The organism is Rhizobium sp. BK060 (assembly GCF_014193145.1).
In the GTDB taxonomy this organism is placed as follows: domain Bacteria; phylum Pseudomonadota; class Alphaproteobacteria; order Rhizobiales; family Rhizobiaceae; genus Rhizobium.
In genome coordinates this window covers 60,131-85,251 of sequence record NZ_JACHYW010000008.1, presented here as the reverse complement: position 1 = coordinate 85,251, position 25,121 = coordinate 60,131, and the positions used below count along the sequence as shown (strand labels likewise).

The following is a 25,121-nucleotide window of genomic DNA, read 5'->3' as shown; positions in this document are numbered from 1 at the left end:
GGACCCAAAGGACGGATAACGGATGCCTTCACTTAAGGATCTGAAAAACCGGATCGCCTCCGTCAAGGCGACGCAGAAGATCACCAAGGCGATGAAAATGGTCGCCGCGGCGAAGCTTCGGCGTGCCCAGGAGGCGGCCGAGGCCGCCCGCCCGTACTCGCAGCGCATGGGTGCCGTTCTGGCAAACATCGCTGGTGCGATGACGGAGGCCGACGGTGCGCCGGCTCTGATGACGGGCAACGGCAAGGACCAGGTTCACCTGCTGGTCGTCTGCACCGCCGAACGTGGCCTGTGCGGCGGCTTCAACTCGCAGATCTCGCGTTTTGCGCGCGATCACGCTCGCAAGCTTCTCGCCGAAGGCAAGACCGTCAAGATCTTTACCGTCGGCAAGAAGGGTTACGACGTTCTGCGCCGTGAATTCGCTTCGCTCATCGTCGAGCGAAAGGAATTGCGTGAGGTGAAGAAGGTCGGTTTCGAGAATGCCGATCAGATCGGCAAGCGCATCATCGAGATGTTCGAAGCCGACGAGTTCGACGTCTGCACGTTGTTCTACTCCGAATTCAAGTCGGTGATTTCGCAGGTTCCGACGGCACAGCAGCTCATCCCGGCATCGGCTCCTACGGCCGTTGTCGAAGATGCGGCGCACGCTGGCGCGGTCTACGAATACGAGCCGGATCCGGCATCGATCCTCGAGGATCTGATCCCGCGCAACATCTCCGTCCAGATCTTCCGCGCGCTCCTTGAGAACGTCGCCGGCGAAATGGGCGCCAAGATGAGCGCGATGGACAATGCGACGCGCAACGCTGGTGAAATGATCAATAAGCTGACGCTCAACTACAACCGTCAGCGTCAGGCTCAGATCACCAAGGAACTCATTGAAATCATTTCGGGCGCGGAAGCGCTCTGAGGTTAGGGAAAGAGGGTAAGAAGATGGCTAAGGCAGCTACCCCCAAGAAGACTGCGGCAGGCTCTGCCGGCAAGGTCACGCAGGTTATCGGCGCAGTCGTGGACGTTGCTTTCGAAGGCGAACTGCCGGCGATTTTGAACGCGCTTGAAACGAGCAACGGCGGCAACCGCCTGGTTCTCGAAGTTGCGCAGCACCTCGGCGAGAACGTAGTTCGCACCATCGCCATGGACTCGACCGAAGGTCTGGTTCGCGGTCAGTCCGTTTCGGACACCGGTGCACCGATCGCCGTTCCGGTTGGCCCGGAAACGCTTGGCCGTATCATGAACGTCATCGGTGAGCCGGTTGACGAAGCTGGTCCGCTGGTCACCGCCTCCAAGCGCGCCATCCACCAGGACGCTCCGGCTTACGTCGATCAGTCGACGGAAGCGCAGATCCTCGTCACCGGCATCAAGGTCGTCGACCTTCTCGCCCCTTACGCAAAGGGCGGCAAGATCGGCCTCTTCGGCGGCGCCGGCGTCGGCAAGACCGTTCTCATTATGGAACTGATCAACAACGTCGCTAAGGCGCACGGTGGTTACTCGGTCTTTGCTGGCGTGGGTGAGCGCACCCGCGAAGGCAACGATCTTTACCACGAAATGATCGAATCCGGCGTCAACAAGCATGGCGGCGGCGAAGGCTCCAAGGCTGCCCTCGTTTACGGCCAGATGAACGAACCGCCTGGCGCCCGCGCTCGTGTGGCTCTGACCGGTCTGACGGTTGCTGAAAACTTCCGCGACCAGGGCCAGGACGTTCTTTTCTTCGTCGACAACATCTTCCGCTTCACGCAGGCAGGTTCCGAAGTGTCGGCTCTACTTGGCCGTATTCCGTCGGCCGTGGGCTATCAGCCGACGCTCGCCACGGATATGGGCCAGATGCAGGAGCGCATCACGACCACGACGACCGGCTCGATCACCTCGGTTCAGGCCATTTACGTTCCTGCCGACGACTTGACCGACCCGGCTCCGGCAACCTCGTTCGCCCACCTGGACGCAACGACCGTTCTGTCGCGCTCGATCGCTGAAAAGGGTATCTACCCGGCCGTCGATCCGCTCGACTCCACCTCGCGTATGCTCGACCCGATCGTTGTCGGCGAAGAGCACTACGAAGTGGCTCGTAAGGTTCAGTCGACGCTGCAGCGGTACAAGGCTCTGCAGGACATCATCGCCATCCTTGGCATGGACGAACTGTCCGAAGAGGACAAGCTGGCCGTTGCCCGTGCCCGTAAGATCGAGCGCTTCCTGTCGCAGCCGTTCTTCGTTGCTGAAGTCTTCACCGGTTCGCCAGGCAAGCTCGTCGCGCTCGAAGACACGATCAAGGGCTTCAAGGGCCTGGTCAACGGCGAATACGACCACCTGCCGGAAGCTGCCTTCTACATGGTCGGCTCGATCGACGAAGCCATCGAGAAGGCCAAGAAGCTGTCCGCAGCTGCCTGATGAGCGAGGCTCACAACGAGATCTTCTGCTGCGACGCCCTTCGGGAAGTCGCAGCAGAGCTTCCCGCTCCGGCAGCGCCGACGATCTATAGATCGGACGATGGCAAGCTGATGATGGTGGTGGGATTGATCCAGACCGAGGAAGGTCTTGGATATCTTGATCAGGCGATAGTGCACTGCCCGTTCTGCGGGACCAATTTGCAAGATACAGAAGCCGCCGAGAAGGTAAGTCACTGATGGCTGACAATTTCAATTTTGAACTCGTGTCTCCCGAGCGCCTGCTCCTTTCGGAGATGGTGACCGAAGTTGTCATTCCGGCAACCGACGGCGAGATGACCGTTATGGCCAACCACGCCCCGGCGATGACGACCATCAAGCCGGGTATCGTCAGCGTTCGTTCGGCCAATGGCTCGAAGCAGGACTACGTGGTTTTTGGCGGCTTCGCCGACATTCTGCCGACCGGCTGCACGCTGTTGGCGGAGTCCGCCGTCATCGTTCAGGATCTCTCGAAGGACGAACTGACGCTTCGCATCGAAGCGGCACAGAGAGAGATCGCAGACGCCGTGCATCACGAGCACAAATCGCGTCTGGAACACTACATCATGGAACTGACGCACCTGCGGGGTGTGATCACCCAGGATTGATCGGCTCCACATTCCGCTAATTGGAAGCGGCCTTTCGGGCCGCTTTTTTGTTTGTTCCCGTGGTTGCGAAAAGAATGGCAAGTGGACGCCTGTAAAGTGCGTGACTAGACTACCTCAAGAAAACTTGAGGTCCGCGCCATGGAAGAAGGCTTCACCAATCCCTTCAGGAAATTACTGACAGTCGGTGAAGTCGCCGACCGCAGTGGGCTTGCCGTTTCTGCGCTGCATTTCTACGAAGCGAAAGGCCTCATTTCCAGCATCCGTTCACGCGGCAATCAACGCCGCTTCGGCCGCGATGTGCTCCGCCGTCTTGGCATCATCAAGGTCGCGCAGCGCGTCGGCATTCCCTTGGCCGAGATCCAGGCTGCTTTCGATACGCTGCCGCAGGGCCGCACGCCGACCGCTACGGACTGGCAGCGCCTGTCGGCCGTCTGGAAGGAGGATCTTGATACGCGCATCAGTCGCCTCATTGCCCTGCGCGACCGGTTGACGGATTGCATTGGCTGTGGTTGCCTCTCGGTTGAAAGCTGCCCGCTGCGCAATCCTGATGATCGGCTGGCAAAAGATGGGCCGGGTCCGCGTCTGCTGGAAACCTGCGACTAGGCAACGTTTCCCGCTGCATCAGAACAATGCGAGAGCCGCATACGGCTCGGTCACGCCGTGGAGGACTGGATGTTTCACCCCAAGCTGTTCGAAAACCGCAACGTGGTTGTCACCGGTGGGGGGAGGGGTATCGGTCTGGAAGTGGCGCGGCAGTTTCTCGACTGCGGGGCGAGGGTATTGGTGCACCTCGGTCGCAGCACCGAGCGCGATTTGCCTGATTTCCTGCTGACGGCGGAAGAAGACCGCCGGGCCTTTCTCGTGACCGCCGATTTTTCAACGCCGGGCGGCACCAGCGGATTTGCCGAGAAGGTCCTTGCAACCTTTGACCGTGTCCATGTGCTTATCAACAATGCCGGAACCATGGTCGGCCGCTTTCCGGCAGGCGATCTGACCGACGAGCAGTACCAGACGATTGTGCGGCTGAATCAGACATCTGTCGTCGAGGTAACGCGCGCCCTCATTCCGGCACTGAGAGCATCGCAGGATGCGGCAATCGTCAACACGGTCTCCATTTCCGCGTCGACGGGCGGCAGCCCCGGCTCGGCTATCTATTCGGCGTCAAAGGCATTTGTCGCAACCTACTCCAAAGCGCTCGCAAGAGAGCTCGCGCCGGACGGCATTCGCGTGAACTGCGTGTCGCCTGGAACGATCGAAACCGACTTCCACCAGCGGTACTCGTCGCCAGATAAGCTAGAGCAGACCCGCAGGACCATTCCCCTGCAGCGACTGGGCACCTCCGAGGATTGTGCGCCCGCATACCTCTTCCTTTCGGCGCCTTTGCTTTCCGGTTACATCACGGGCCAAGTGCTTGAGATCAATGGTGGCCAACTCATCTGCTGAGTTGCCGGGACTTTTTTTGGCATTTTGACAGATCCAAACCGCTGGCTGCTGCGAATATGTTATGATTCCGTTTCATACATATTGTTTGTGCAACCAGAGATAAAGAATGCGCTTGCATACATCGAAAGCAGGCATGGCCGATCGGGATCTGCAGAAGCTTTCTGCGAAGGCGCGGGAAGCGAGCGACTTCCTCAAGGCGCTCTCCCATCACACGCGACTGATTATTCTCTGCCTCCTGACGGAGGGAGAAAAGACGGTGGGCCAGCTCGAGGAAAGCCTCGGCATTCAACAGGCGATGGTTTCGCAGCAGTTGGCGCGCCTCAGACTGGACGGGCTCGTTTTCAGCCGTCGTGACGGTCGTATGATCTATTACAGCGTTGCTCATCCGGACACGACCACGCTGCTGCATTTTCTGTTCGCGATGTTTCCAGGAACACAGGACAATTGACAATCGGCCTTGCCGACTGCTCTCTCTGATTTGAAGGTGGCGGCGTGCCGCAGCTCGGCAGAGAGACCGAATGATCGATAAGCTGGAATTCTTTATTGCGCTCGCCAATGAGAAGCACTTCGGCCGTGCCGCGGAGGAATGCGGTATCTCGCAGCCAACGCTGTCGGCTGCCATCCGCCAGCTCGAAGACCAGCTTGGCGTCATGCTCGTGCAGCGCGGCTCGCGTTTCCAGGGGCTGACGCCGGAGGGTCAGCGCGTGCTCGAATGGGCGCGCCGCATTGTCGGCGACGCCCGCACGATGCGCGAAGAGATGCGGGCGGCCCGCAAGGGCCTGTCGGGGCATATCAGGATCGCTGTGATCCCGACAGCGCTCGCCATGCTGCCGCGCATCACGACGCCATTTCAGGAGCGGCATCCTGATGTGACCTTTTCCATCGTCTCGCGCAACTCGCTGCAGGTGCTCAGCATGCTGGAGAATCTCGAGATCGACGCCGGCATCACCTACCTGGAAAACGAGCCGCTTGGACGCGTGACCAGCGTGCCGCTCTATGCCGAGCACTACAATTTGATTACGGCCGCTGGCAGTCCTCTGTCCGATCGTGATAGCGTCACCTGGAAGGAAGTGGGTAACCTTCGGCTTTGTCTATTGACGGCGGACATGCAGAACCGCCGTATCATCAATCATCACCTGGCCGAGGCCGGCATGACGGCGCATCCGACGCTCGAATCCAATTCGATGATCGTGTTGTTCTCGCATGTCCGAACCGGACGCTGGGCCAGCATCATGCCCCGCAATGTCGCGAAATCCTTTGGCTTTCCTGCCGAAATACGCATGATTCCGATTGTCGAGCCGCTTGCGCACCATCTTGTTGGTCTGGTTGCGACGCATCGCGAGCCGTTCACGCCCTTGGTGTCCGCCTTGTTGCACGAGGCTCGGATTCTCGCTGAAGAGCCGGAATCTTGATAGAAATTTTCTATCGTTTGACGGAACAGCGTTATTGATCGCTTCGTCCATCCCTGAGAAAGTTCTATAATGAACGAACGCGAGCGGTTCTGTCGGCCACAGGGTTCTGAAGAAAATCCGCCTGCCTAGGCCGCGACGTGTAACTTGCAGGCCGTGGGAGAGCTGCTGATGAATATTCATGTCGCCAAGGGCGATATCGCAACACGTGCCACCGCGATCATCGATCAGCTTAAGCATCTCGAAGGCCCACTGCTGCCGATCCTCCATGAGATCCAGGATGAATTCGGCTATGTGCCGCAAGAGGCGCTGCCTGTCATTGCGAAGGAGCTCAATCTTTCGCGCGCGGAGGTGCACGGCGTCGTCACCTTCTATCACGACTATCGCGATCATCCCGCTGGCCGGCATGTGCTGAAACTCTGTCGCGCCGAGGCCTGCCAATCGATGGGCGGCGATGCACTGGCCGACCGCGTCAAGGCGCTGCTTGGCATCGACTGGCACGCCACGACGCCGGACGGAGCGATCACCCTCGAACCTGTCTTCTGTCTCGGGCTCTGTTCGTGCTCGCCGTCCGCCATGATGGACGGTGAAGTACATGGTCGGGTGGATGTCGCCGATCTCGAGGCGCTGATTTCGGAGGCGCGTCGATGACCGTCCGAATCTATGTTCCCCGTGATGCTGCCGCGCTGGCACTGGGTGCCGAGCGCGTTGCCAGGGCAATCTCCGAGGAGATTGCCGCTCGCGGTCTCGACGCGAAGATCGTCCGCAACGGCTCACGCGGCATGCACTGGCTGGAGCCGCTGATTGAAGTCGAAGTCGCCGGCAAACGGATTGGCTACGGGCCGATCAAGGCGAAGGACGTCGCTTCGCTCTTCGATGCCGGATTGATCGCCGGCGGCGACCACCCCCTCTGTCTTGGCGAGGTGGAGGAGTTGCCGTTCCTCAAGCGTCAGACGCGCCTTACCTTCGCACGCTGCGGCATCACCGACCCCCTTTCTCTGGATGACTATGAAGCCCATGGCGGCCTTGCCGGCCTGCGCCGGGCGATTTCGATGTTGCCCGCCGACATCGTCAAGCAGGTCACCGATTCCGGCTTGCGCGGGCGCGGCGGTGCGGGTTTCCCGACAGGCATCAAGTGGAGGACGGTTCTCGATGCTCCGGGCGAGCGAAAATATATCGTCTGCAACGCCGACGAAGGCGACAGCGGCACTTTCGCCGACCGGATGATCATGGAAGGCGACCCCTTCGTGCTGATCGAAGGCATGGCAATCGCAGGCCTTGCGACCGGCGCGACCAAGGGCTTCGTCTACACCCGCTCGGAATATCCGCATGCGATTGCGGCGATGAGCCGGGCAATCGACATTGCCCGCAGCGCCGGAATTCTCGGCACCTCCGTGCTCGGCTCCGGCAAGGCCTTCGATATGGAAGTCCGCACCGGCGCCGGCGCCTATGTCTGCGGCGAGGAAACAGCGCTTCTGAACAGCCTCGAAGGCAAGCGCGGCATCGTGCGGGCCAAGCCTCCGCTGCCGGCCCACAAGGGTCTTTTCGACTGCCCGACCGTCATCAACAACGTCATTTCGCTCGCATCCGTGCCCGTGATCATGGACAAGGGATCGGCCTATTATCGCGATTTCGGCATGGGGCGGTCGCGCGGGACCATCCCAATCCAGATCGCCGGCAATGTGAAGCATGGCGGTCTCTTCGAGACGGCCTTCGGCATCTCGCTTGGCGAGTTGGTCGATGCCATCGCAGGCGGAACCGCATCCGGACGGCCGGTGAAGGCGGTCCAGGTCGGCGGTCCGCTCGGCGCATATTTCCCACGCTCGTTGTTCGACACGCCATTCGACTATGAAGCTTTCGCGGCCAAGGATGGATTGATCGGCCATGCCGGTATCGTCGTCTTCGACGATACGGCCGACATGCTGAAACAGGCGCGGTTCGCGATGGAGTTCTGCGCCGTCGAAAGCTGCGGCAAGTGCACGCCCTGCCGGATCGGCTCGACGCGTGGCGTCGAGACGGCGGACAAGATCGCGCGTGGCATCGAGCCGGAAAAGAACCGGGAACTGCTCGCCGATCTCTGTAACACCATGAAGTTCGGGTCGCTCTGCGCGCTCGGGGGCTTTACGCCCTATCCCGTCATGAGCGCCATGACACATTTCCCGGAAGACTTCGTTCCCACACCTCTCATCGAAGCGGCGGAGTAAGACTATGCCTCTCGTCCACGAAACCGACTACGGCACGCCGGCCTCGACCTCCGAAACCATGGTGACGCTCACCATCGACGGCAACCAAGTGACGGTGCCCGAGGGGACGTCCATCATGCGCGCCTCGATGGATGCCGGCATCGAGATTCCGAAGCTCTGTGCCACCGATATGATGGAAGCCTTCGGCTCCTGCCGGCTTTGTCTGGTGGAAGTGCAGGGGCGCGCCGGCATGCCGGCCTCCTGCACGACGCCGGTTGCGCCTGATATGGTGGTCTCGACGCAAACCAGCCGACTGAAGGATGTCCGCCGCGGGGTGATGGAGCTTTACATCTCCGATCATCCGCTCGACTGTCTGACCTGTGCGGCCAATGGCGATTGCGAGTTGCAGGACATGGCGGGTGCGGTCGGTCTGCGGGACGTGCGCTATGGCTATGATGGCGACAATCACGTCAAGGTGCGCAACAATGGCGATCTCAACCTCAAATGGGCACCGAAGGACGAGTCCAACCCCTATTTCACTTTCGATCCGGCAAAGTGCATCGTCTGCTCGCGCTGCGTTCGCGCCTGCGAGGAAGTGCAGGGCACCTTTGCGCTGACCATCGAAGGCCGCGGCTTCGATTCGCGTGTTTCGGCCGGCATGCACGAGGACTTTGTATCCTCCGAGTGTGTTTCGTGCGGCGCCTGCGTCCAGGCCTGCCCGACGGCGACGCTGATCGAGAAGTCGGTGATCGAGATCGGCCAGCCGGAACACTCCGTCGTCACGACCTGCGCCTATTGCGGCGTCGGCTGTTCCTTCAAGGCGGAGATGCGCGGCGAAGAGCTGGTGCGGATGGTGCCCTGGAAGGATGGGCAGGCCAACCGCGGCCATTCCTGCGTCAAGGGCCGCTTCGCCTACGGCTATTCCAGCCACAAGGACCGCATTCTCAATCCGATGATCCGCGAGAAGATTACCGATCCCTGGCGCGAAGTGACTTGGGACGAGGCCTTCGCGCATGTCGCGTCGGAGTTCCGCCGCATCCAGTATCAGTATGGCCGCGACTCTGTCGGAGGCATCACATCGTCTCGCTGCACGAACGAAGAAACCTATTTGGTGCAGAAGCTGGTGCGCGCCGGTTTCCGCAACAACAATGTCGATACCTGCGCCCGTGTCTGCCATTCGCCGACCGGCTATGGCCTCGGCCAGGCGTTCGGCACGTCGGCGGGCACGCAGAATTTTGACAGCGTCGACAAGAGCGATGTCGTCGTCATTATCGGCGCCAATCCGACCGACGGGCATCCGGTATTCGCCTCGCGCTTGAAGAAGCGGTTGCGGCAAGGCGCCAAGCTCATCGTCATCGATCCGCGCCGCACCGATATCGTGCGCTCGCCGCATGTCGAGGCATCCTATCACCTGCCGCTGAAGCCCGGCACGAACGTCGCGATCCTGACGTCGCTTGCGCATGTGATCGTGACCGAGGGGCTGTTCAACGAAGCCTTTATCCGCGAGCGTTGTGACTGGTCCGAATTCGAGGACTGGGCAAGCTTCGTCGCCGAGCCGCATCATAGCCCGGAAGCATCGCAGAAGTTCACCGGCGTTCCAGCCGATCTGGTGCGCGGTGCGGCGCGTCTCTATGCCACCGGCGGCAATGGCGCGATCTATTACGGTCTCGGCGTCACCGAACATAGCCAAGGCTCGACGACGGTCATGGCGATCGCCAACCTCGCCATGGTCACCGGCAATATCGGCCGTCCCGGTGTCGGCGTGAACCCGCTGCGCGGCCAGAACAATGTGCAGGGTTCGTGCGACATGGGCTCGTTCCCGCATGAACTGCCTGGCTATCGCCACATCTCCGACGACGCGACACGCGATATCTTTGAGAAGCTCTGGGGTGTCAAGATCAGCAATGAGCCGGGTCTGCGCATCCCGAACATGCTTGATGCTGCGGTCGATGGCACCTTCAAGGGGCTCTACGTGCAGGGTGAGGATATCCTGCAGTCCGACCCCGACACAAAGCACGTCGCCGCGGGCCTCGCTGCCATGGAATGCGTCGTCGTTCATGACCTCTTCCTGAACGAGACGGCGAACTACGCGCATGTCTTCCTGCCCGGTTCCAGCTTCCTCGAGAAGGACGGCACCTTCACCAATGCCGAGCGCCGCATCAATCGCGTTCGCAAGGTCATGAGCCCCCGCAACGGCTATGCCGATTGGGAGGTGACGCAGAAGATGGCGCAGGCCATGGGCCTTGCCTGGAACTACGCGCATCCCTCCGAGATCATGGACGAGATTGCCGCGACGACGCCGAGCTTCGCGCTTGTCTCCTATGACTATCTCGACAAGATGGGCTCCGTGCAGTGGCCCTGCAATGAGGCGCATCCAGAAGGCTCGCCGATCATGCATGTCGACGGGTTTGTCCGCGGCAAGGGCAAGTTCATCCGCACCGAATATGTTGCGACCGACGAGAGGACCGGGCCGCGCTTCCCGCTGCTGCTGACCACCGGGCGCATCCTTAGCCAGTACAATGTCGGCGCACAGACGCGCCGCACGGATAACGTCGTCTGGCATCCCGAGGACCGCCTGGAGATCCATGCGCACGACGCCGAACAGCGCGGTATTCGCGATGGCGATTGGGTGAAGCTGACGAGCCGCTCGGGCGACACGACGCTGCGTGCCCTGATCACCGACCGCGTCGCGCCCGGCGTCGTCTACACGACCTTCCACCATCCGGATACGCAGGCGAACGTCATCACCACAGACTTCTCCGACTGGGCGACGAACTGCCCGGAATACAAGGTGACGGCGGTCCAGGTCTCGCCCTCCAACGGCCCGACCGACTGGCAGCGCGACTACGACGAGCAGGCACGCCAGAGCCGCCGGATTGTGAGCAAGCTGGAGCCCGCGCAGTGATGATTGACCGCCCGACCCGCGTCGCCGTCAAGCGCACCGCCCGCAGCGGCGGTGTCGTCATGCCGGGCGAGCGGATCGTTCCCGAGGAGGTGCCGATCGCGTTCTCCTACGGCGGCAGCACGCATGCCGTGATGATGGGAACGCCCGGCGATCTCGAGGATTTCGCCATCGGCTTCAGCCTCACGGAAGGGATCATTTCCGATAGCGGGCAGATCGCGGGGATCGAGATCGTCGAGAGTGAGAAGGGCATCGACGTCCAGATCGCTCTGGTCGACGAGATTGCTGCGGCGCTGACAGTTCGCCGCCGCAGCATGGCCGGGCCAGTCGGCTGCGGGCTCTGCGGCATCGAGTCGATCGAACAAGCCGTCCGCAAGGTTCCGGATGTGGCCGCGGTGGCACTCAAAGTGACCTATCGAGACATCGTCGAAGCGGTTTCGTTGCTGAATGGCGCACAGCCGCTGCATCGCGAGACTCGGGCGGTGCATGGCGCGGGCTTCTACCTGCCGGGCAAGGGGCTGCTTGCGGTGCGCGAGGATGTCGGCCGTCACAATGCACTCGACAAGCTTTGCGGCGCGGTGATCGCTCGACAGCAATCCGGAGCCGACGGCATCGTTGCCGTGACCAGTCGCCTTTCCGTCGAGATGGTGCAGAAGGCGGCCATCCTCGGCAGTTCCGTTCTTGTCGCCATCTCGGCGCCGACGGCCCTTGCCATTCGCACGGCCGATGAAGCCGGCATGACCCTCGTCGCCTTGGTGCGTGGCGAGGACTTCGAGATTTTCACGCATCCGCACCGCATCCAGCCAGGAAGCATTTCCGATGTCGCATGATACCCAGTCCAAACTTGTCTATATGGCCAATCAGATCGCGATCTTCTTCAAGAGCCAGCCGCAGAGTGAAGCTGCGCAGGGCGTGGCAACGCATATCAACAAATTCTGGGAGCCGCGCATGCGGCGTCAACTCTTCGAAATCCTGGAGGGTGACACCCATGGCCTCAGCCCACTCGTTATCCAGGCCGCACCGTTGATCAAACGGCCAGAACCGGTAGCGGGCGCACCCAACTAGGACCTCGGTGGCGAAGGCGGGCGCTGGAAGCCGACAGCGACGCGTTGCCGCCTGCATCGGTCGGGCCAGTCTGCGCTACGGCCCTCCTGCGATTGTATCCGTCAACAAAAAGCCGCCTTGAGGGCGGCTTTTTATATCGGCAAGGGGCTGATATCAGGCGGCGAGATCGTCTGTCTCGCTTTCCTTAAACATCTTGGCGAGGTTTAGGAAGCAGATCATGCCGTTCTCCGAGGCGATGATGCCCTCGCAGAAAGCCCGATCGAAGGAGGCCGTGACTTCAGGGACCGGCTGAACCTGGCTGGAGGAGATCGTCAGGATGTCCGAGACGCGATCGACCAGCATGCCGATGACCATATTGTGGACTTCGGCCACGACAATGGCGCTGCGCTCGTTGGCGACCGTGCTCTTCATGCCGAGCTTGAAGGCGAGATCAATGATCGGGATTACCGAGCCGCGGAGGTTCATGACGCCGATGACGTCGGCCGGCGCGTGCGGGATCGGCGTCGATGGTGCCCAGCCGCGGATTTCGCGGATCGTCGTCGTCTTAACGCAGAATTCCTGATCGTGCAGTCTGAAGGCAATGATCTCCAGCGTATCGCCGCTGAAGTTCGTGGAATTGATCGTAGCCATAAGTATTGTCCCAACCGTCAAAAGCCAGGGCAGAAGCAACCGCACCACCATTGGCGCAGATGGACTTTGCCTTCAAACCGCGCGTGCTCTTCCTGAGGAGGAGTATCGATACGGTTACTCCGGACCTTAATGGAAGAGTGTTGCCTAAATCTAAACTGAGGCAGCTGATTTTTGGCTAGTCGGAAGTGGTGCGTCGCGTCATCATTCGTGGATCGTCAAGGAGAATTGCGTCCGGTGCGATGGCGAGGATGCGCTCGAGGCCGTGCTGATCGACGTGGCCCACCGGAAAGGGCGGATATTCCGGGAGTGCGACCGAACGAGGTTGCCCAACCATGACAGCAACACGCATTCCCGCCTCACGAACGGCGTCAGACAATGCTGCTGTCGCCGACCCCTGCCACAATCTGAACCAGTCCGCTCCGGCTGCGTGTGCCGCACCAGCGCAGACGGGATCCTCGAGAAAGGCGAGGATCGCGATGTCGTTCGACAAACGACGGGCGGCGCCGATCAGCGCAATACTACGCAGTCCAATGAGCGCGCGTCGCATGGCACCGAGCTGCGCAACCTCGGCGATGATTTGCGCAATCGGTTCCTCGTGGCTCAGTTTGATGTCCAACAGGATGCCCAAAGGGTCAGAGGCTGCCAGGGCTTCCCCAAGGGTCATTACGCTTGGCAGCAGGCTGCGCAGTGTCGCAAGGTCCAGATCTGACACGGCCCGTGGGTCATTGCAAAGTCGATAGAGATCCGAATCGTGAACGCAAACGGGGACGCTATCCCACGTCAACCGGACATCGGTCTCTATAGCGTCGGCGCCGGCAGCCGCAGCAGCCTTGAAGGCAGAGATGCTGTTTTCTGCAGCCAGCGCTGCGCCCCCGCGATGCGCTACCGCAAGCGGGCAACGGTCCGGCGCGCGTTTCCATAGGTCGATGGCCATATGTTCCCTTACAAGCGAGCTCGACTCATTCGATCGGGCTCACCCTAGGTTTCAAATAGCCGGCGCACCAGTTGTCTCTTGCGGCAATCTAGCGCTAGGCAAGGGTCTTTTCGATCTGCTCCACGGCCCAGTCGACCTGGCTCTTGGTGATTACGAGCGGCGGGGCGAGGCGGATCGTGTTCTCGTGCGTGTCTTTGGCAAGCAGGCCGCGATCCTTGAGCGTGTAGCAATATTGGCGAGCGCCGCCCGCCTCCGGCACGAGCTCGACCGCCATCATCAGCCCGCGGCCGCGCACGTCCCTGACGATGTTGGAGCGGATGGAGCGCAGTCCTTCCAGGAAATAGTCGCCCATCTTTTCGGCGTTCTCGATCATGCCTTCTTCCGTCAGCACCCTCAATGCCGCGCGCGCGACGGCGCAGGCAAGCGGATTGCCGCCGAAGGTCGAGCCGTGCTGCCCTGGCTTCAAGACGCCGAGCACCTCGGAATTGGAGAGCACTGCCGAGACCGGATAAAAACCACCGGAGAGTGCCTTGCCGATCAGCGTCACGTCGGCTTCGATCCCCTCGTGCTCTTCGGCCAGCAGTTTGCCGGTGCGTCCAAGACCTGTCTGGATCTCGTCGAGGATAAGCGTCACTTTGTTTTCGGTGCAGAGTTCGCGCACGCGCTTGAAGTAGCCGCTCGGCGGGATGATGACGCCCGCCTCGCCCTGGATCGGCTCGATCAGCGCTGCGACCGTGTTCTCGTTGATCGCGGCGGCGAACGCGTCGGCATCGCCGAAGGGAATCGTCCGGAAGCCGGGCGTGTAGGGGCCAAAGCCGGTGCGCGCGTCGGGGTCCGTCGAGAAGCTGATGATGCTGAGCGTGCGGCCGTGAAAATTGTCGGCGCAGACGATGATTTCGGCTTTGCCCTCAGGCACGCCCTTCACCTCGTAGCCCCACTTGCGCACGGCCTTGATGGCGGTTTCGACCGCTTCGGCGCCCGAGTTCATCGGCAGGATCTTGTGCGAGCCGGTCAGCGCCGCGAGTTCTTCATAAAGATGTGCGAGCTGGTCGTTGCGGAAGGCGCGGGAGGTCAGCGTCAGCTTGCCGGCCTGCTCGACCATCGCTGCCAGGATCTTCGGATGGCAGTGTCCTTGGTTCACCGCCGAATAGGCCGACAGGCAGTCGAGATACCGTTTGCCATCCGTATCCCAGACGTAGACGCCTTCACCGCGGGTGAGGATGACATCGAGCGGTTTGTAATTGTGGGCGCCGAGGCGCTGTTCGGTGTCGATCAGGTTCTTGGAATTGCTCATGTCGGTTCTCCTCAGGCGGCCCGGGTCGGACGGTCGAAGATGCGGCGGCCAAAGAGGCTTGCCGTCAGCTCCACCAGGATCCGGGCGCTCTTGCCGCGGTCGTCGAGGAAGGGGTTCAGCTCCACGAGGTCGAGCGAGGAGACGAGGCCGCTGTCGCAGAGCATCTCCATGATGAGATGCGCCTCACGGAAGGTCGCGCCGCCGGGCACCGTCGTGCCGACGCCAGGCGCGATCTCCGGATCGAGGAAATCGACATCAAGGCTTACGTGCAGCAGGCCGTTTGCATTGGAGACCATACCAAGGATCTGACGCATCGTCGCCGCCACACCCTGTTCATCGAGCCAGCGCATGTCGAAGACATTGACGCCATGCTCCTTGATGAGCTCCCGCTCCGGCGCGTCGACCGACCGGATCCCGACCTGGAAGACGTTGCGCGGATCAACGAACGAACGTTCCTTCGGCAGAATCTCGGCAAGTTCGGCTTTGCCGCAGAAATAGGCGACCGGCATGCCATGGATGTTGCCGGAGGGCGAAGTGGCGGGCGTGTTGAAATCGGAATGAGCGTCGAGCCAGAGGACGAAGAGTGGCCGACCGTGTTGGGCCGCGTAGCGCGCCATTCCGGATACGGTGCCCATCGACAGGCTATGATCGCCGCCAAGGATCAGCGGAAATCGACCGGCGGCCGCGGCCTCATAGACACCGGCTTCGAGCGCGCGGGTAAATGCGCCGACGACGCGCAGATTGTGTGCCTTCGGATGGTTCGGGAGATCGCGCGCCGGAACGACATGCACGTCGCCGGCATCGACCACATCATAGCCAAGATCGACCAGCGTCTGATCGACGCCTGCAATGCGAAGCGCGGCCGGACCCATGGCGGCACCTCTGCGTCCCGAACCCTCTTCCAGCGGTGCTCCGATGAGCGTGACCGATCTTGCCTGTGGCTGCATGCTTTTTCTCCAGCTCGCGTTTTCGGAAGCATATTGAAATATCGGCACGGCGACAAATAGATGAAAAAGTGCCAATTATGCGCTATCATTGATCAGTTTGATAAGTGCATTTCGACAAAGTGAAAGCCATGGACGATCTTGATCAGGAACTTCTCAGCGCTTTGCGACACAATGCGCGCGCTTCGGTTTCTTCGCTAGCAGCAATGACCGGTGCATCCCGTGCGACGGTCGCCGCGCGCATCGACCGGCTGGTTGCCAACGGCACCATTGCTGCATTCACCGTCCGCACCGGCCATGAAACCCGCGCGGCCGGCGTGCGCGCGATCGTCATGATCGAGGTGCTGGGCAAGCTTGCGGACAAGGTCGCCGATCAGCTTCGCGGTCTGCCGCAGGTGCGTGCGTTGCACAGCACCAACGGGAAATGGGATTTCATTGCCGAACTTGAGGACCGCGATCTCGTCTCCTTCGACGAAACGCTGCGCCGCATCCGGCTGATCAATGGCATCAATACGACAGAAACCAACATCCTGCTGAAGACCAGGAAGGCCAGCTTCTAGTATTCGTGCTCGTAGACGATACCGGCTTCACCGGCACCGTCGCCACCCGCGCCGGCGCGCAGCTTCACACCGCGGCCGACATCGAGATTGATAATCGCCTTCGCGCCGCCCTTGCCGGTGGTCTGCTGCAGTTCGAAATAGGTCCGGTCGTTGAGATAGCGGCCGACGCTGACGTTGGTGCGGCCCTTGGCATCGGTACTGATGTCGAAATCGTCGACGCCAAGCTGGTTGCGGAGGCCCTGGAACAGCGATCCGGAACGACCGCCGGCCAACTGGGCCACGGCATCGGCGAGCTGGGCGATCTGAACCGGCGACAGTCGCGACATCGATTGCCCGAAGATCAGCTGCGCCAGAACCTCGTCCTGCGGCAGGGCTGGAGACGAAGAGAAGGTGATCGAGGGGTCGGTTGCCAGCCCGGTTACATCGACTGTCAGCGTCGTGGAGCCGGAGGTCGAACTGGCTTCCATCTCAAGCGCAGGCGTCAGATCGCCGGCAAATGTTATACGGCTTTTGTTGGTGAAATCGAGCCGTCGGTTCAAAATTGTCAGGCGGCCGCGCCGCATGGTGAAGCCGCCCGAAACGATCGGTTCTGCCGCCGTTCCCCTGATCGTGACGCTGCCGCCGAGTTCGGCGTCGATGCCGCGGCCACGCACGAAGATCTGTGAGGGAGCGTCCAGCTGAAGATCGAGATTGATGGTGTTGGATTTTGCACGAGCGCCCTGTTGTGTCTCGTCGCGCAACTGCGCCAGAACCGCCTTGGGGGCGTTTACGTGTCTGATGTCGATCTCGCGCAGCGAGGTCGGAAGCCTCTCGGGGACGGTGATCGAAGCTCTCTCCAGCCGCAGCCTGCCGTTCAAAGTGGGGTTGGCAAGCAGCGGACCGCGCAAACCGAGCGTGCCGTCAACAGTCGCCACCACCAGCGTTCCATCGACATAGACCGCCCTGTCGAGTTTAACGTCGATGCTGGCGGGGAAGTTGGAGGCCGGCTGTATCCCAATGCTGCCGGACACCGAGACGCTGCCGCCGCTGGCGAGTTGACCGGTGAGCCGCGAAATCACCGCCTCGTTGCCGTTAAAGCGGATATCCGCGGTCAGACTGTTGATCGCCAAGTTGCGGCGGACATCGACGATCCTTGCGCCACTGGTCGTTACCGTGCCGTTGATGGACGGCGCGGTGGCGGTTCCACTGATCTGCAGATTGAGACTGGCGGTGCCCTCGGCAACGAAGCCCCGGGCGGCAAGCTGCGTACCGAGCACGGCGAATGGCAGATTACCGGAAAAGCGCATATCGAGCGCGCGATTGCCCGTAATCGTAACGCTGCCGCCGCCCCGCAGGGAGAGTCCGCTGTCGCCGGCCAGATTGGTATCGATCGTCAGCCGGTCGTCTTTCAGCCTTCCGTTTGCAGTGATGCTCAACGGCGAAAGTCCGGCGCTTCTGGTTTGGCTGGTGGCAGCACCCCTCCAGTCGAGGTTGAAGTCTACAGCCGGCAAAGGCAGCTTGCCCGATACCTTGACCGAGCCCGAAATGTTGCCCTCGGCGGCCAGCCCGGGCACGAATGCGTTAGCAAGGCCAGCAGGCAGGTTGGAGATATCGGCATCTGCGGCCAGCGATTGGGCATTCTGCCCAGCGATGACGAAGTTGCCTCCGGCCTTCATCGACACGCCGTTGCCGCTCAAATTCGTCGTGAAATCGAGCCTGCCATCCACTAGCTTTCCGTTCGCGTTCGCCGAAAGCGGCCGGATACCGGATGCCCTCGTCTGCGTCGTTGCGGCGTCTTTCCAGTCCAGCTTGAAATCGATGATCGGGCTGTTCGGCGTCCCTGAGGTCTTCGCGGTGCCTGATATCGTTCCTTGCGCGCCGAGGTTCGGGACGAAGCCATTGGCGAGGCTTGCAGGTAGATCCACGATGTCGGCGTCGACCGAGAGGCCCTGGACGCTGGCGCCTTGCAGGTTCGCCGTACCTTTCGCTTTCAGCAAGGTACTGCGACTGCTGTTCAGCGTCGCGTCAAAGGAAATCTTGTTGTCGGCAAGGTTGCCGGCAGCGTTCAACCGAAGACCGGAAAGGCCGGCAGCCTTCGTCTGACGGGTTCCAGCATTGTTCCAGTCGAGCTTGAAATCGACGGCAGGAATCGGGAGCGAGCCAGAGGCTGTCGCCGTGCCCGAGATCGTCCCTTCGGCACCGAGATCAGGCATGAAATTGTTGACCAGCGCGGCGGGAAGGTTGCTGAGCGTCGCATCTGCCTGCAGACCCTTCACGACCGTTCCCTCAACCGTAAGCTTGCCCTTCACCTTCAGGGCAGAGCCGCCATCGCCGTCGAGATTCGTCTCGAAATCGAGTGTGTTTTTCGCGAATGTGCCCTTGGCGCCGAGTGCGAGGGCAGAGAGGCGTGCCGCCTTCGTCTGGGTGGTTGCGAGGTCCTTCCAGGTGAGGTCGAAGCTTGCCGTCGGCTGCTGAAGCGTTCCGGAAGCGGATGCCATGCCGGAGATCGTGCCACTGGCGCCAAGGTTGGGAACGAAGGCGTTTGCCAGGCTCGCGGGAACGTTCAGTATCGTCGCATCGGCAGTGAGGTTCAAGATTTTCGTTCCTGCCAGCGAGACGTTGCCGGACGCCTTCAACGCCACACCGCCGTTCGCGCTAAGGTCGCTCTGGACGGTCAACTTTTCATCTGCGAAGTTTCCCTTTGCCGTCAACCTGATGCCGGCTAGGCGGGCTGCCTTGGTATGGCTGGTTGCTGCATCCTTCCAAGCCAGATCGAAGGTTGCTGTCGGCGTCGGCAACTTGCCCGAGGCCGATACGGTTCCCGATATCATGCCTTCCGCAGCAAGATTCGGGACAAAGCTGTTGGCGAGTGCCGCCGGAATATTGGCAAGCTGGCCGTCGAGTTTCAGCGTCTGAGCGTCGGCGCCAGCAACGACGAAATTGCCCGTCGCCTCTAGCGACATACCGCCGCTACCGCGTGCGTCAGCGTCGAAGTTGAGAATATTGTCCTTGAGGTTGCCGCTCGCCGTCAGCCCAAGCGACGAGAGCTTGGCACTTCTGGTCTGGCTCGTTGCGGCGTTCTTCCAATTCAGTTTGAAGTCGAACGCAGGGGCAGGCAGCTTTCCGGCTGCCGTTACGTTGCCGGAGATCGAGCCTTCGGCGGCAAGATCAGGAACAAATGCATTCGCCAATCCGGCCGGGATGTTGACGATATCGGCATCGACTTTCAGCGACTGCGCATTCGGGCCGCCGGTCACGACACTACCGCCGGCCTTCAGCGATACGCCGCCCTTGCCACTGAGGCGCGTTTGAAAATCGAGCGTGCTGTTGGCAAAGGTCCCGTTTGCACCGATCGCCAGCGGCGACAGGCCGGCGCCCTTTGTCTGGCTGGTGGCGGCATCTTTCCAATCCAGGTCAAAGTTGGCTATCGGCGCTGCCGGCGTGCCAGTCACGGCAACCTTGCCCGAGATCGTGCCTGCGGCATCGAGCTTCGGGACAAAACTATTGGCAAGGCTTGCGGGCAGATCCCGTATGTCAGCCTTGATATCGAGAGTTTCGCCGACTGTGCCGGTCACGTGAACCGAGCCGTCGCCGGTCGTCAACTCCATCGCGCTCAGCGTTACGGTACCGCCACTGATTGACACCGCCGACGGTGATGCGAGCTCCACTGGAATGTTGCGCGGCTTCGCAGAGAAACGGTCGAGGCGAAGCAGCGTTGTGCCGGCGTTCAGCTCGACATTGCCAGATGCGACCAAGGGACTGGCATCATAGGTGGCGCCGAGATCGAAGTTTGTCCGGTTCTGTTGCTGGGCGAAATTCAGCGCCAGTCCTTCGGCTTTGTTAGCACCGGAGGCAAGCTCTTCTGCCTTGATCGTGCCGTTCGCGGCAAAGGCCTTCAGGTCACTGACAGAAACGTTGATGTCGGGTTTGACGACGGCAAATGTGTCGCGCTTCAAGCCGTTGCCGGAAGCGACAATCTTGAGTGCAATCTTGCCGTTGTCGTTGGCAATATCGATGGAGCCCTTCAGGTCACCTTCCGCTTTCTGACCGGCAAGCGCAGCGAGAAGGCCGAGGTCCGGAAAGTCGAACGTCGCCTGTCCGGTCGGCTGGAAAGCAGAAGATAGTTCGACGTGGCCTGTCAGGCGGTTATTGCCGACGTCGGCGACGATCGAAGGAAGCTGCACTTTCCCGTCCACCACTTGAACGGCGGTGCCGGCATTGATTAGCTGCTCGTCGATCGTGCCCTTGGCGGTAATCTCCGCCTGTGGCGCCTTCGGGTCCGCCGTTCCCGAAACGTTAATGTCGAGCTGTTTGACCTGCCGGCCCGCCATCACGAGTGACGGGCCCTTGATATCAGCTGCCACGGCGAGAGCGGAGACATTGCCTTTTGCGCTCAGCTGGTAGGTCAGCTCGCCTGTCGCGCTTTCAAGTAGCGCCTGAACATTTGGAACGCGACCGGAGAGATTGGCATCGAGCGTGTCCTCGTCGAGCACCACGCCGCCTGTAGCCTCGAGAGCGCTCGACTTGATGGAGAGGTTCGAGATGTTGAACTTCGAGGGAACCGTTCCTGCAACCTGGCCCTCGATCACAATCGGTGAACTGAAACGCGTTGCGACCGCAGGCGGCAGCGCCGCAGGTTGGACAGTCAGCTTGACGTTGCCGGTCAGCGAGCTGGCGCTCAGTTTGTAGGAACCGTTGAGGCTTGCGTTCGTAGCTGCGCTTTCGATCGTCGCGCCGTTGAAGCCAAGCGCATCGGCCGAGATTTGCAGCGGTAGCGTTACCGTGACGGGGCCTTGAATTGCCCGGTTGATGTCGGGATTGACGAACGACGTGTCACCTGCAGCGAGTGTAATCTGAACGCTTCCCGAGCGGCCGGCGAGATTGAAGTTGTCGCTCTTTGCCGTCAGCTTCACGTTGCCCATCGTCCCCTGTGGCAGCACGGCGGAATCGAGCGAAGCGCTCGCGTTGAGGCGGGAGGCCTTGGCATCGCCCGTCAACGAAAGATTGACGCCGGAGATCAGGAAGCGGGCTTCGCCTTCGGCTAACGGCCAGCGGAAATCGACCGGGCCTGACGTTCCCAACAGATTGGCGTTCAGGCTGTTCTTGCCCTTCGGATCCAGAGTGCCCGATGCAGCGATCACTACGGCGCCGGTTGCCAAATTGCCGGTCTGGATATCGATCTTGCCTCTGTTATCGAAGTTCGCGGCGAGGTCGATGTTCGTCTGGCCCGCAAAGAGGGGGCGGAAGGCAGCCGGCAGCAGGGAGCTGAGGTCGCCGCCGCCCTTGAGGTCAAGGTGATGGAGGCTCTCCGGCGTCAGCGTGTGGCGTGCTTCGATCGAGGCGCGTTGCTGTCCGTCGAGAGCGGCCTGGAGTTGGCCGCGCCAATCCGAAATCGGTCCGTCTCCCGTCAGGTCGATTTCGACGGCCGGGTTGCCGGGCAGTGCCAGCAGTCCCGCGAGCAGCCCACCCTTCGGTTCCGTCAGCTTCGCCTTCAGCCGCAACTGATTGCGATCCGGCATGAAAGCAACATCGGCGATCAGCTTTGCATCCGGAGCATCGTGACGGTGGACGTTGATCGACGCACTCCCGCCTTCGTTGTCGGCGCGCACGCTGCCGTCCCCTGCAAGCGAGAAGGCCCGCCCGATCAGCGGCTGGGCGAGGTTGATCTCCGGCAAGGCGATCTTGTCGATGTCGATCTTGATCGGCAGCGAAAAGCCACTGTCGGCTTCGCCTGCCGCAGCCGGACGTGAGGGGAGCGTGCGGACGGGCTGTCGCAGCACGTGGATTGCCGCGGCTTCGACGCTTCTGGCGTGGAACCTGCCGGTGAGGAGAGTCAGGGGATTCCAGTTTATGGCAAGGCCGTCGATCTGAGCGAAGACGCCCTTTGTGTCGGAAAGTACGATCTGGCTGGCACGCAGCCCGCCGGTCAGCAGCCCCTCTGGGTCCTGAACCTTGATGGTCATGTCCCGGTTGGAGAGGCTCGAGGCGACCCTGTCGGCGACGATGCGTGCACCGAAGGATGTGAAGCCGAAGATACCGATGGCGATGGCAAGCAGGACCAGGGCGGCCCCAGCGGAATAGCCGAGCAGCCGCACGATCCAATTCAAGATTTTCGCCAGTGTCTGCATGGTCGCGGACATTACTCCGTTTCTATGGCGGCTCAAGGCGCACGAGCGCAGTGAGCCGCGAGTGTGTTAGAATGACTGACCGATGCCGGCATAGATGCCATAATCCGTGCCATCCTCGTACTTGTTGAGCGGTACCGCAAAATCAAGCCGCAGCGGACCAAACGGCGTTGCATAGCGGATGCCGATGCCCGCACCGGCCCGAATGTCGGAAAAATCGGGCGCTATGTCGGCTGAAACCGTCCCGACGTCGATGAATGGCACGATGCCGATCGTATCCGTGATCTTCACTCGGGTCTCGAACGAGGCAGTGACATAAGAGGCGCCACCAGTCTCCTCATTGTCGGCGTTACGCGGCGAGATTTCCTGGTAGCCATAGCCGCGAACCGAACCACCGCCGCCGGCAAAGAATCGACGTGTGGCAGGAATATTCTGGAGATCGTCTGCCCCCAGAAGAAAGCCCGCGGAAAGCTTTCCGGCGAGAACGATGCGGTCTTCCGCTCCCAGGCCCTGATATCCGGTAATCGAGCCCTCGAAACCGGAGAAGAAGGTTCCATTGTAGGCCTCGTAGCTCGGCGTCGCTTTCAGCATCGCCCGATAGCCTTCGGTCGGATCGAACTTGTTGTCTCGCGCATCGCGGTCATACTGAAACGGCAAAGAGAAGGTCAGGTAGCTGTTCTTGCCGAAGGCATCGTCATCGCGTTCCCAGCTTACCTCACCGGAGCCCGTGATCGTATCCAGATCGGATAGCTCGTAAGAGAGCCCGAGAGAGGCAGTGACGAGCTTTGCGGCGTAGGCGTCGGGGTTCTCAGTCTTGGCCAGGATGCTCGCCCGCAAGGTCGCGGCCGGAGAGAAAGCGCCAGGTTTGGTGAAGGCGACACCGGCGGAATAGTCGAGATCGCCGATATTGGTCGTTTCGCCCAATCGGCCCACTGACCCTTCGATGCGCAGCGCTTCGGCTTCTCCGAAGAGATTGCGATGACCCCAGTAACCGTTGACGCCGAAGCCGTCCGTTGTCGAATACTGGGCGCCGACGCCGAGGTAGCGCTGCTTGCCTTCCGACACTTCGATCGTCATCGGCAATGTTCCGTCCGGCGCCAGTGCGTCTGCCTCGTGGATGGTGACGCTGGAGAAGACGCCCAATGCGCGTAGCCGGTCTCCCGCCTTCTTCAAGGTCTCCGGCGAATACTGTTCACCCCTGTTCAGCCTTGAATAGCGCTGGATGAAGCCCGGTCGAACGGTTTTTTCGCCGCTGACGCCGACGTCGCCGATCGGCGCGACCGGACCGCCTTCGGCGGCGAGCACAATGTTGACTGTGTTCGTTCTGTGGTCGGCTATGACTTTGCGGGTCGTCAACTTGGCCAGCGGACGGCCTTCGCTTTTCAGCTGCTCGACGATCTTGTCGCCAGCCTTGATGATGGTCAGCGAACCGGCCGTTTCACCTGGAGCAAGATCGTAATCCGCCGGATCGCGGCGTGCGGCGTCCCCGCCGAATTGCACTTCATGGACCTTGAAGACAGGGCCTGCGGCGACATTGATCGTCACAGGGACGGGGCGTGAGCGATTGAAGGTCGGATTGGGCGGGAGGGCGTCGATCTCGCGGCCATCGACGCTGATCGTCACCACGCCGCCGTAGCGGGCCTTCTCGAAGAGAGCGGCGATCAGCCGTTCGCGGTCGTCCCTGGCCTTGACAACGACGCCCAGGTCGCCGGAGACAGGCCGGTCCTTGTCGCCGACGAGACGGGAACTGTTTTCCAGTGCCTCCTTGAGATCGGCATCGTTGCTGTCGGTCGTCAGCGTCACGTCGTAACGAACCGGATCCGGTATCTGGTCGCTGGCCGATTCGTCGTCCTTGCCCCACAAAGTGATGCCGAAAAGCTTGAAGGCGAAAGCCTCCGAGATGAGCGCCGGCGAAAACGTGAACGCAGCCGCGACGACCAACATGGTGCCTGCGCGCCGATACGCTATACCCGGTTTCGGTACCGTCCCTCTAGTTTGCATCCGCCGCTTTTGGTTACACTGGAATTAAGCTTCGCGCCCCCCGGCCGGCGGCAACCTTAGCGGCAAATTTCCTCGGCGTGTACCGTTTTAAATCGCTTAAGCGCTGAAATGGTGGAAAAAATCAGAAATCCCGGGCTGCGAACCCGGGATTTCGGGATGATTTTGCGTCGGCTCAATAACCGCCGCGGCAATCGTCGATATAGCGGCGACCATACTCGTCGCGATAGTAGCACTGTCCCGGCTGCTCAGCGACACGACCGATAAGGGCGCCCGAAACGCCGCCAATAGCCGCACCGACGGCGGCTCCGCGAACATTTCCCGTCACCGCACCCCCGATGATCGCGCCGGATGCTGCACCGATGCCGGCGCCCTGCTGTGTCGGCGTGCAGCTTGCGATCGAAAGTCCAATCAAAGCGAATACAGCAATCTTCTTAATCAAATTCTTCTCCTAGGTTGGTCGCCCTCAAAGAGCGGTGGCCGTCCCTGATTCTTGTTTTTGTCATGCTAATCGTCAAACTGTGGCGCAAAAAGAGCAACCCTTTCGGCGTTTGGTTTTTCGCACAATTGGCGTTGCAACTTTCGCCTAAATTCGGCGCAACCGAACGCGCCGAATTTAATTAGCCTCCCTAA

General features: G+C 61.1%; 21 protein-coding genes. 14 read left to right on the top strand and 7 right to left on the bottom strand.

All coding sequences use genetic code 11. From position 1 onward, the window contains the following. Positions 1 to 22: 22 nt before the first annotated feature. The 13 genes from FHT71_RS10985 to FHT71_RS10925 all read left to right on the top strand — a co-directional run bounded on the left by FHT71_RS10985 (position 23) and on the right by FHT71_RS10925 (position 12,024). Complete coding sequence (locus FHT71_RS10985; RefSeq protein WP_132588561.1) at positions 23 to 907, top strand: F0F1 ATP synthase subunit gamma; 885 nt, start codon at positions 23 to 25, stop codon at positions 905 to 907. A gap of 23 nt (positions 908 to 930) precedes the next feature. Further along, complete coding sequence (atpD, locus tag FHT71_RS10980) at positions 931 to 2,379, top strand: F0F1 ATP synthase subunit beta (protein ID WP_132588560.1); 1,449 nt, start codon at positions 931 to 933, stop codon at positions 2,377 to 2,379. Next, positions 2,379 to 2,615 (top strand): hypothetical protein, encoded by a 237-nt coding sequence (locus tag FHT71_RS10975; protein ID WP_007796940.1) that lies wholly within the window; start codon positions 2,379 to 2,381, stop codon positions 2,613 to 2,615. Before atpD ends, FHT71_RS10975 begins: the two co-directional genes overlap by 1 nt. Beyond that, positions 2,615 to 3,022 carry a F0F1 ATP synthase subunit epsilon gene (locus tag FHT71_RS10970; protein ID WP_007796938.1) on the top strand — a complete coding sequence of 136 codons (408 nt, stop codon included), beginning with the start codon at positions 2,615 to 2,617 and terminating at the stop codon, positions 3,020 to 3,022. Before FHT71_RS10975 ends, FHT71_RS10970 begins: the two co-directional genes overlap by 1 nt. 138 nt (positions 3,023 to 3,160) lie before the next feature. Continuing rightward, a complete protein-coding gene (soxR, locus tag FHT71_RS10965; RefSeq protein WP_183719671.1) occupies positions 3,161 to 3,625 on the top strand; it encodes a redox-sensitive transcriptional activator SoxR in 465 nt (154 codons plus the stop codon). A gap of 69 nt (positions 3,626 to 3,694) precedes the next feature. Next, positions 3,695 to 4,465: an SDR family oxidoreductase gene (locus FHT71_RS10960; RefSeq protein WP_132588558.1), complete on the top strand. Its 771-nt coding sequence runs from the start codon at positions 3,695 to 3,697 to the stop codon at positions 4,463 to 4,465. Between the two features lie 106 nt (positions 4,466 to 4,571). Beyond that, on the top strand, positions 4,572 to 4,913 hold the full coding sequence (locus FHT71_RS10955; RefSeq protein ID WP_132588557.1) for a metalloregulator ArsR/SmtB family transcription factor: 342 nt from the start codon (positions 4,572 to 4,574) through the stop codon (positions 4,911 to 4,913). Between the two features lie 70 nt (positions 4,914 to 4,983). Continuing rightward, positions 4,984 to 5,877, top strand: a complete 894-nt coding sequence (locus tag FHT71_RS10950) for a LysR family transcriptional regulator (RefSeq protein ID WP_007796929.1) — start codon at positions 4,984 to 4,986, stop codon at positions 5,875 to 5,877. Between the two features lie 168 nt (positions 5,878 to 6,045). Beyond that, positions 6,046 to 6,525, top strand: coding sequence for a formate dehydrogenase subunit gamma (locus FHT71_RS10945; RefSeq protein ID WP_007796927.1), 480 nt, complete (start codon positions 6,046 to 6,048; stop codon positions 6,523 to 6,525). Next, a complete protein-coding gene (locus FHT71_RS10940; protein WP_132588555.1) occupies positions 6,522 to 8,078 on the top strand; it encodes an NADH-quinone oxidoreductase subunit NuoF in 1,557 nt (518 codons plus the stop codon). The genes FHT71_RS10945 and FHT71_RS10940 overlap by 4 nt, the downstream gene beginning before the upstream one ends. Before the next feature lie 4 nt (positions 8,079 to 8,082). After that, a complete protein-coding gene (gene fdhF, locus FHT71_RS10935) occupies positions 8,083 to 10,962 on the top strand; it encodes a formate dehydrogenase subunit alpha (RefSeq protein WP_132588554.1) in 2,880 nt (959 codons plus the stop codon). Continuing rightward, entirely contained in the window at positions 10,962 to 11,789 is an 828-nt protein-coding gene (gene fdhD, locus FHT71_RS10930; protein WP_007796919.1) for a formate dehydrogenase accessory sulfurtransferase FdhD, read from the top strand. Before fdhF ends, fdhD begins: the two co-directional genes overlap by 1 nt. Beyond that, positions 11,779 to 12,024 (top strand): formate dehydrogenase subunit delta, encoded by a 246-nt coding sequence (locus FHT71_RS10925; protein ID WP_007796916.1) that lies wholly within the window; start codon positions 11,779 to 11,781, stop codon positions 12,022 to 12,024. Before fdhD ends, FHT71_RS10925 begins: the two co-directional genes overlap by 11 nt. A 153-nt stretch (positions 12,025 to 12,177) precedes the next feature. Here the strand turns inward: FHT71_RS10925 and FHT71_RS10920 are convergent, their stop codons facing one another. From FHT71_RS10920 to rocF, 4 genes are all read right to left on the bottom strand, one after another. Further along, entirely contained in the window at positions 12,178 to 12,654 is a 477-nt protein-coding gene (locus FHT71_RS10920; RefSeq protein ID WP_007796914.1) for a chemotaxis protein CheW, read from the bottom strand. 175 nt (positions 12,655 to 12,829) lie between these two features. Further along, positions 12,830 to 13,588: a glycerophosphodiester phosphodiesterase family protein gene (locus FHT71_RS10915; RefSeq protein WP_183719669.1), complete on the bottom strand. Its 759-nt coding sequence runs from the start codon at positions 13,586 to 13,588 to the stop codon at positions 12,830 to 12,832. 94 nt (positions 13,589 to 13,682) lie between these two features. Continuing rightward, positions 13,683 to 14,882, bottom strand: a complete 1,200-nt coding sequence (gene rocD, locus FHT71_RS10910; protein WP_183719667.1) for an ornithine--oxo-acid transaminase — start codon at positions 14,880 to 14,882, stop codon at positions 13,683 to 13,685. Positions 14,883 to 14,893: 11 nt separating this feature from the next. Then, on the bottom strand, positions 14,894 to 15,829 hold the full coding sequence (gene rocF / locus FHT71_RS10905; RefSeq protein ID WP_183719665.1) for an arginase: 936 nt from the start codon (positions 15,827 to 15,829) through the stop codon (positions 14,894 to 14,896). 128 nt (positions 15,830 to 15,957) lie between these two features. On the opposite strand from rocF, the gene FHT71_RS10900 reads away from it, so the two are divergent. Further along, positions 15,958 to 16,386 (top strand): Lrp/AsnC family transcriptional regulator, encoded by a 429-nt coding sequence (locus FHT71_RS10900; protein WP_007796901.1) that lies wholly within the window; start codon positions 15,958 to 15,960, stop codon positions 16,384 to 16,386. Here FHT71_RS10900 and FHT71_RS10895 read toward each other — a convergent pair. From FHT71_RS10895 to FHT71_RS10885, 3 genes are all read right to left on the bottom strand, one after another. Then, positions 16,383 to 22,505 (bottom strand): translocation/assembly module TamB domain-containing protein, encoded by a 6,123-nt coding sequence (locus FHT71_RS10895; RefSeq protein WP_246717982.1) that lies wholly within the window; start codon positions 22,503 to 22,505, stop codon positions 16,383 to 16,385. The genes FHT71_RS10900 and FHT71_RS10895 overlap by 4 nt on opposite strands. Before the next feature lie 54 nt (positions 22,506 to 22,559). Continuing rightward, positions 22,560 to 24,491, bottom strand: a complete 1,932-nt coding sequence (locus FHT71_RS10890) for an autotransporter assembly complex family protein (RefSeq protein WP_183719663.1) — start codon at positions 24,489 to 24,491, stop codon at positions 22,560 to 22,562. A gap of 172 nt (positions 24,492 to 24,663) precedes the next feature. After that, positions 24,664 to 24,927 (bottom strand): YMGG-like glycine zipper-containing protein, encoded by a 264-nt coding sequence (locus FHT71_RS10885; protein WP_037083409.1) that lies wholly within the window; start codon positions 24,925 to 24,927, stop codon positions 24,664 to 24,666. Positions 24,928 to 25,121: the final 194 nt, after the last annotated feature.

Bases quoted from the DNA above. Each gene is read 5' to 3' on its own strand.
- FHT71_RS10985 (WP_132588561.1), top strand. From the start codon at position 23: ATGCCTTCACTTAAGGATCTGAAAAACCGGATCGCCTCCGTCAAGGCG.
- atpD (WP_132588560.1), top strand. From the start codon at position 931: ATGGCTAAGGCAGCTACCCCCAAGAAGACTGCGGCAGGCTCTGCCGGC.
- FHT71_RS10975 (WP_007796940.1), top strand. From the start codon at position 2,379: ATGAGCGAGGCTCACAACGAGATCTTCTGCTGCGACGCCCTTCGGGAA.
- FHT71_RS10970 (WP_007796938.1), top strand. From the start codon at position 2,615: ATGGCTGACAATTTCAATTTTGAACTCGTGTCTCCCGAGCGCCTGCTC.
- soxR (WP_183719671.1), top strand. From the start codon at position 3,161: ATGGAAGAAGGCTTCACCAATCCCTTCAGGAAATTACTGACAGTCGGT.
- FHT71_RS10960 (WP_132588558.1), top strand. From the start codon at position 3,695: ATGTTTCACCCCAAGCTGTTCGAAAACCGCAACGTGGTTGTCACCGGT.
- FHT71_RS10955 (WP_132588557.1), top strand. From the start codon at position 4,572: ATGCGCTTGCATACATCGAAAGCAGGCATGGCCGATCGGGATCTGCAG.
- FHT71_RS10950 (WP_007796929.1), top strand. From the start codon at position 4,984: ATGATCGATAAGCTGGAATTCTTTATTGCGCTCGCCAATGAGAAGCAC.
- FHT71_RS10945 (WP_007796927.1), top strand. From the start codon at position 6,046: ATGAATATTCATGTCGCCAAGGGCGATATCGCAACACGTGCCACCGCG.
- FHT71_RS10940 (WP_132588555.1), top strand. From the start codon at position 6,522: ATGACCGTCCGAATCTATGTTCCCCGTGATGCTGCCGCGCTGGCACTG.
- fdhF (WP_132588554.1), top strand. From the start codon at position 8,083: ATGCCTCTCGTCCACGAAACCGACTACGGCACGCCGGCCTCGACCTCC.
- fdhD (WP_007796919.1), top strand. From the start codon at position 10,962: ATGATTGACCGCCCGACCCGCGTCGCCGTCAAGCGCACCGCCCGCAGC.
- FHT71_RS10925 (WP_007796916.1), top strand. From the start codon at position 11,779: ATGTCGCATGATACCCAGTCCAAACTTGTCTATATGGCCAATCAGATC.
- FHT71_RS10920 (WP_007796914.1), bottom strand. From the start codon at position 12,654: ATGGCTACGATCAATTCCACGAACTTCAGCGGCGATACGCTGGAGATC.
- FHT71_RS10915 (WP_183719669.1), bottom strand. From the start codon at position 13,588: ATGGCCATCGACCTATGGAAACGCGCGCCGGACCGTTGCCCGCTTGCG.
- rocD (WP_183719667.1), bottom strand. From the start codon at position 14,882: ATGAGCAATTCCAAGAACCTGATCGACACCGAACAGCGCCTCGGCGCC.
- rocF (WP_183719665.1), bottom strand. From the start codon at position 15,829: ATGCAGCCACAGGCAAGATCGGTCACGCTCATCGGAGCACCGCTGGAA.
- FHT71_RS10900 (WP_007796901.1), top strand. From the start codon at position 15,958: ATGGACGATCTTGATCAGGAACTTCTCAGCGCTTTGCGACACAATGCG.
- FHT71_RS10895 (WP_246717982.1), bottom strand. From the start codon at position 22,505: ATGTCCGCGACCATGCAGACACTGGCGAAAATCTTGAATTGGATCGTG.
- FHT71_RS10890 (WP_183719663.1), bottom strand. From the start codon at position 24,491: ATGCAAACTAGAGGGACGGTACCGAAACCGGGTATAGCGTATCGGCGC.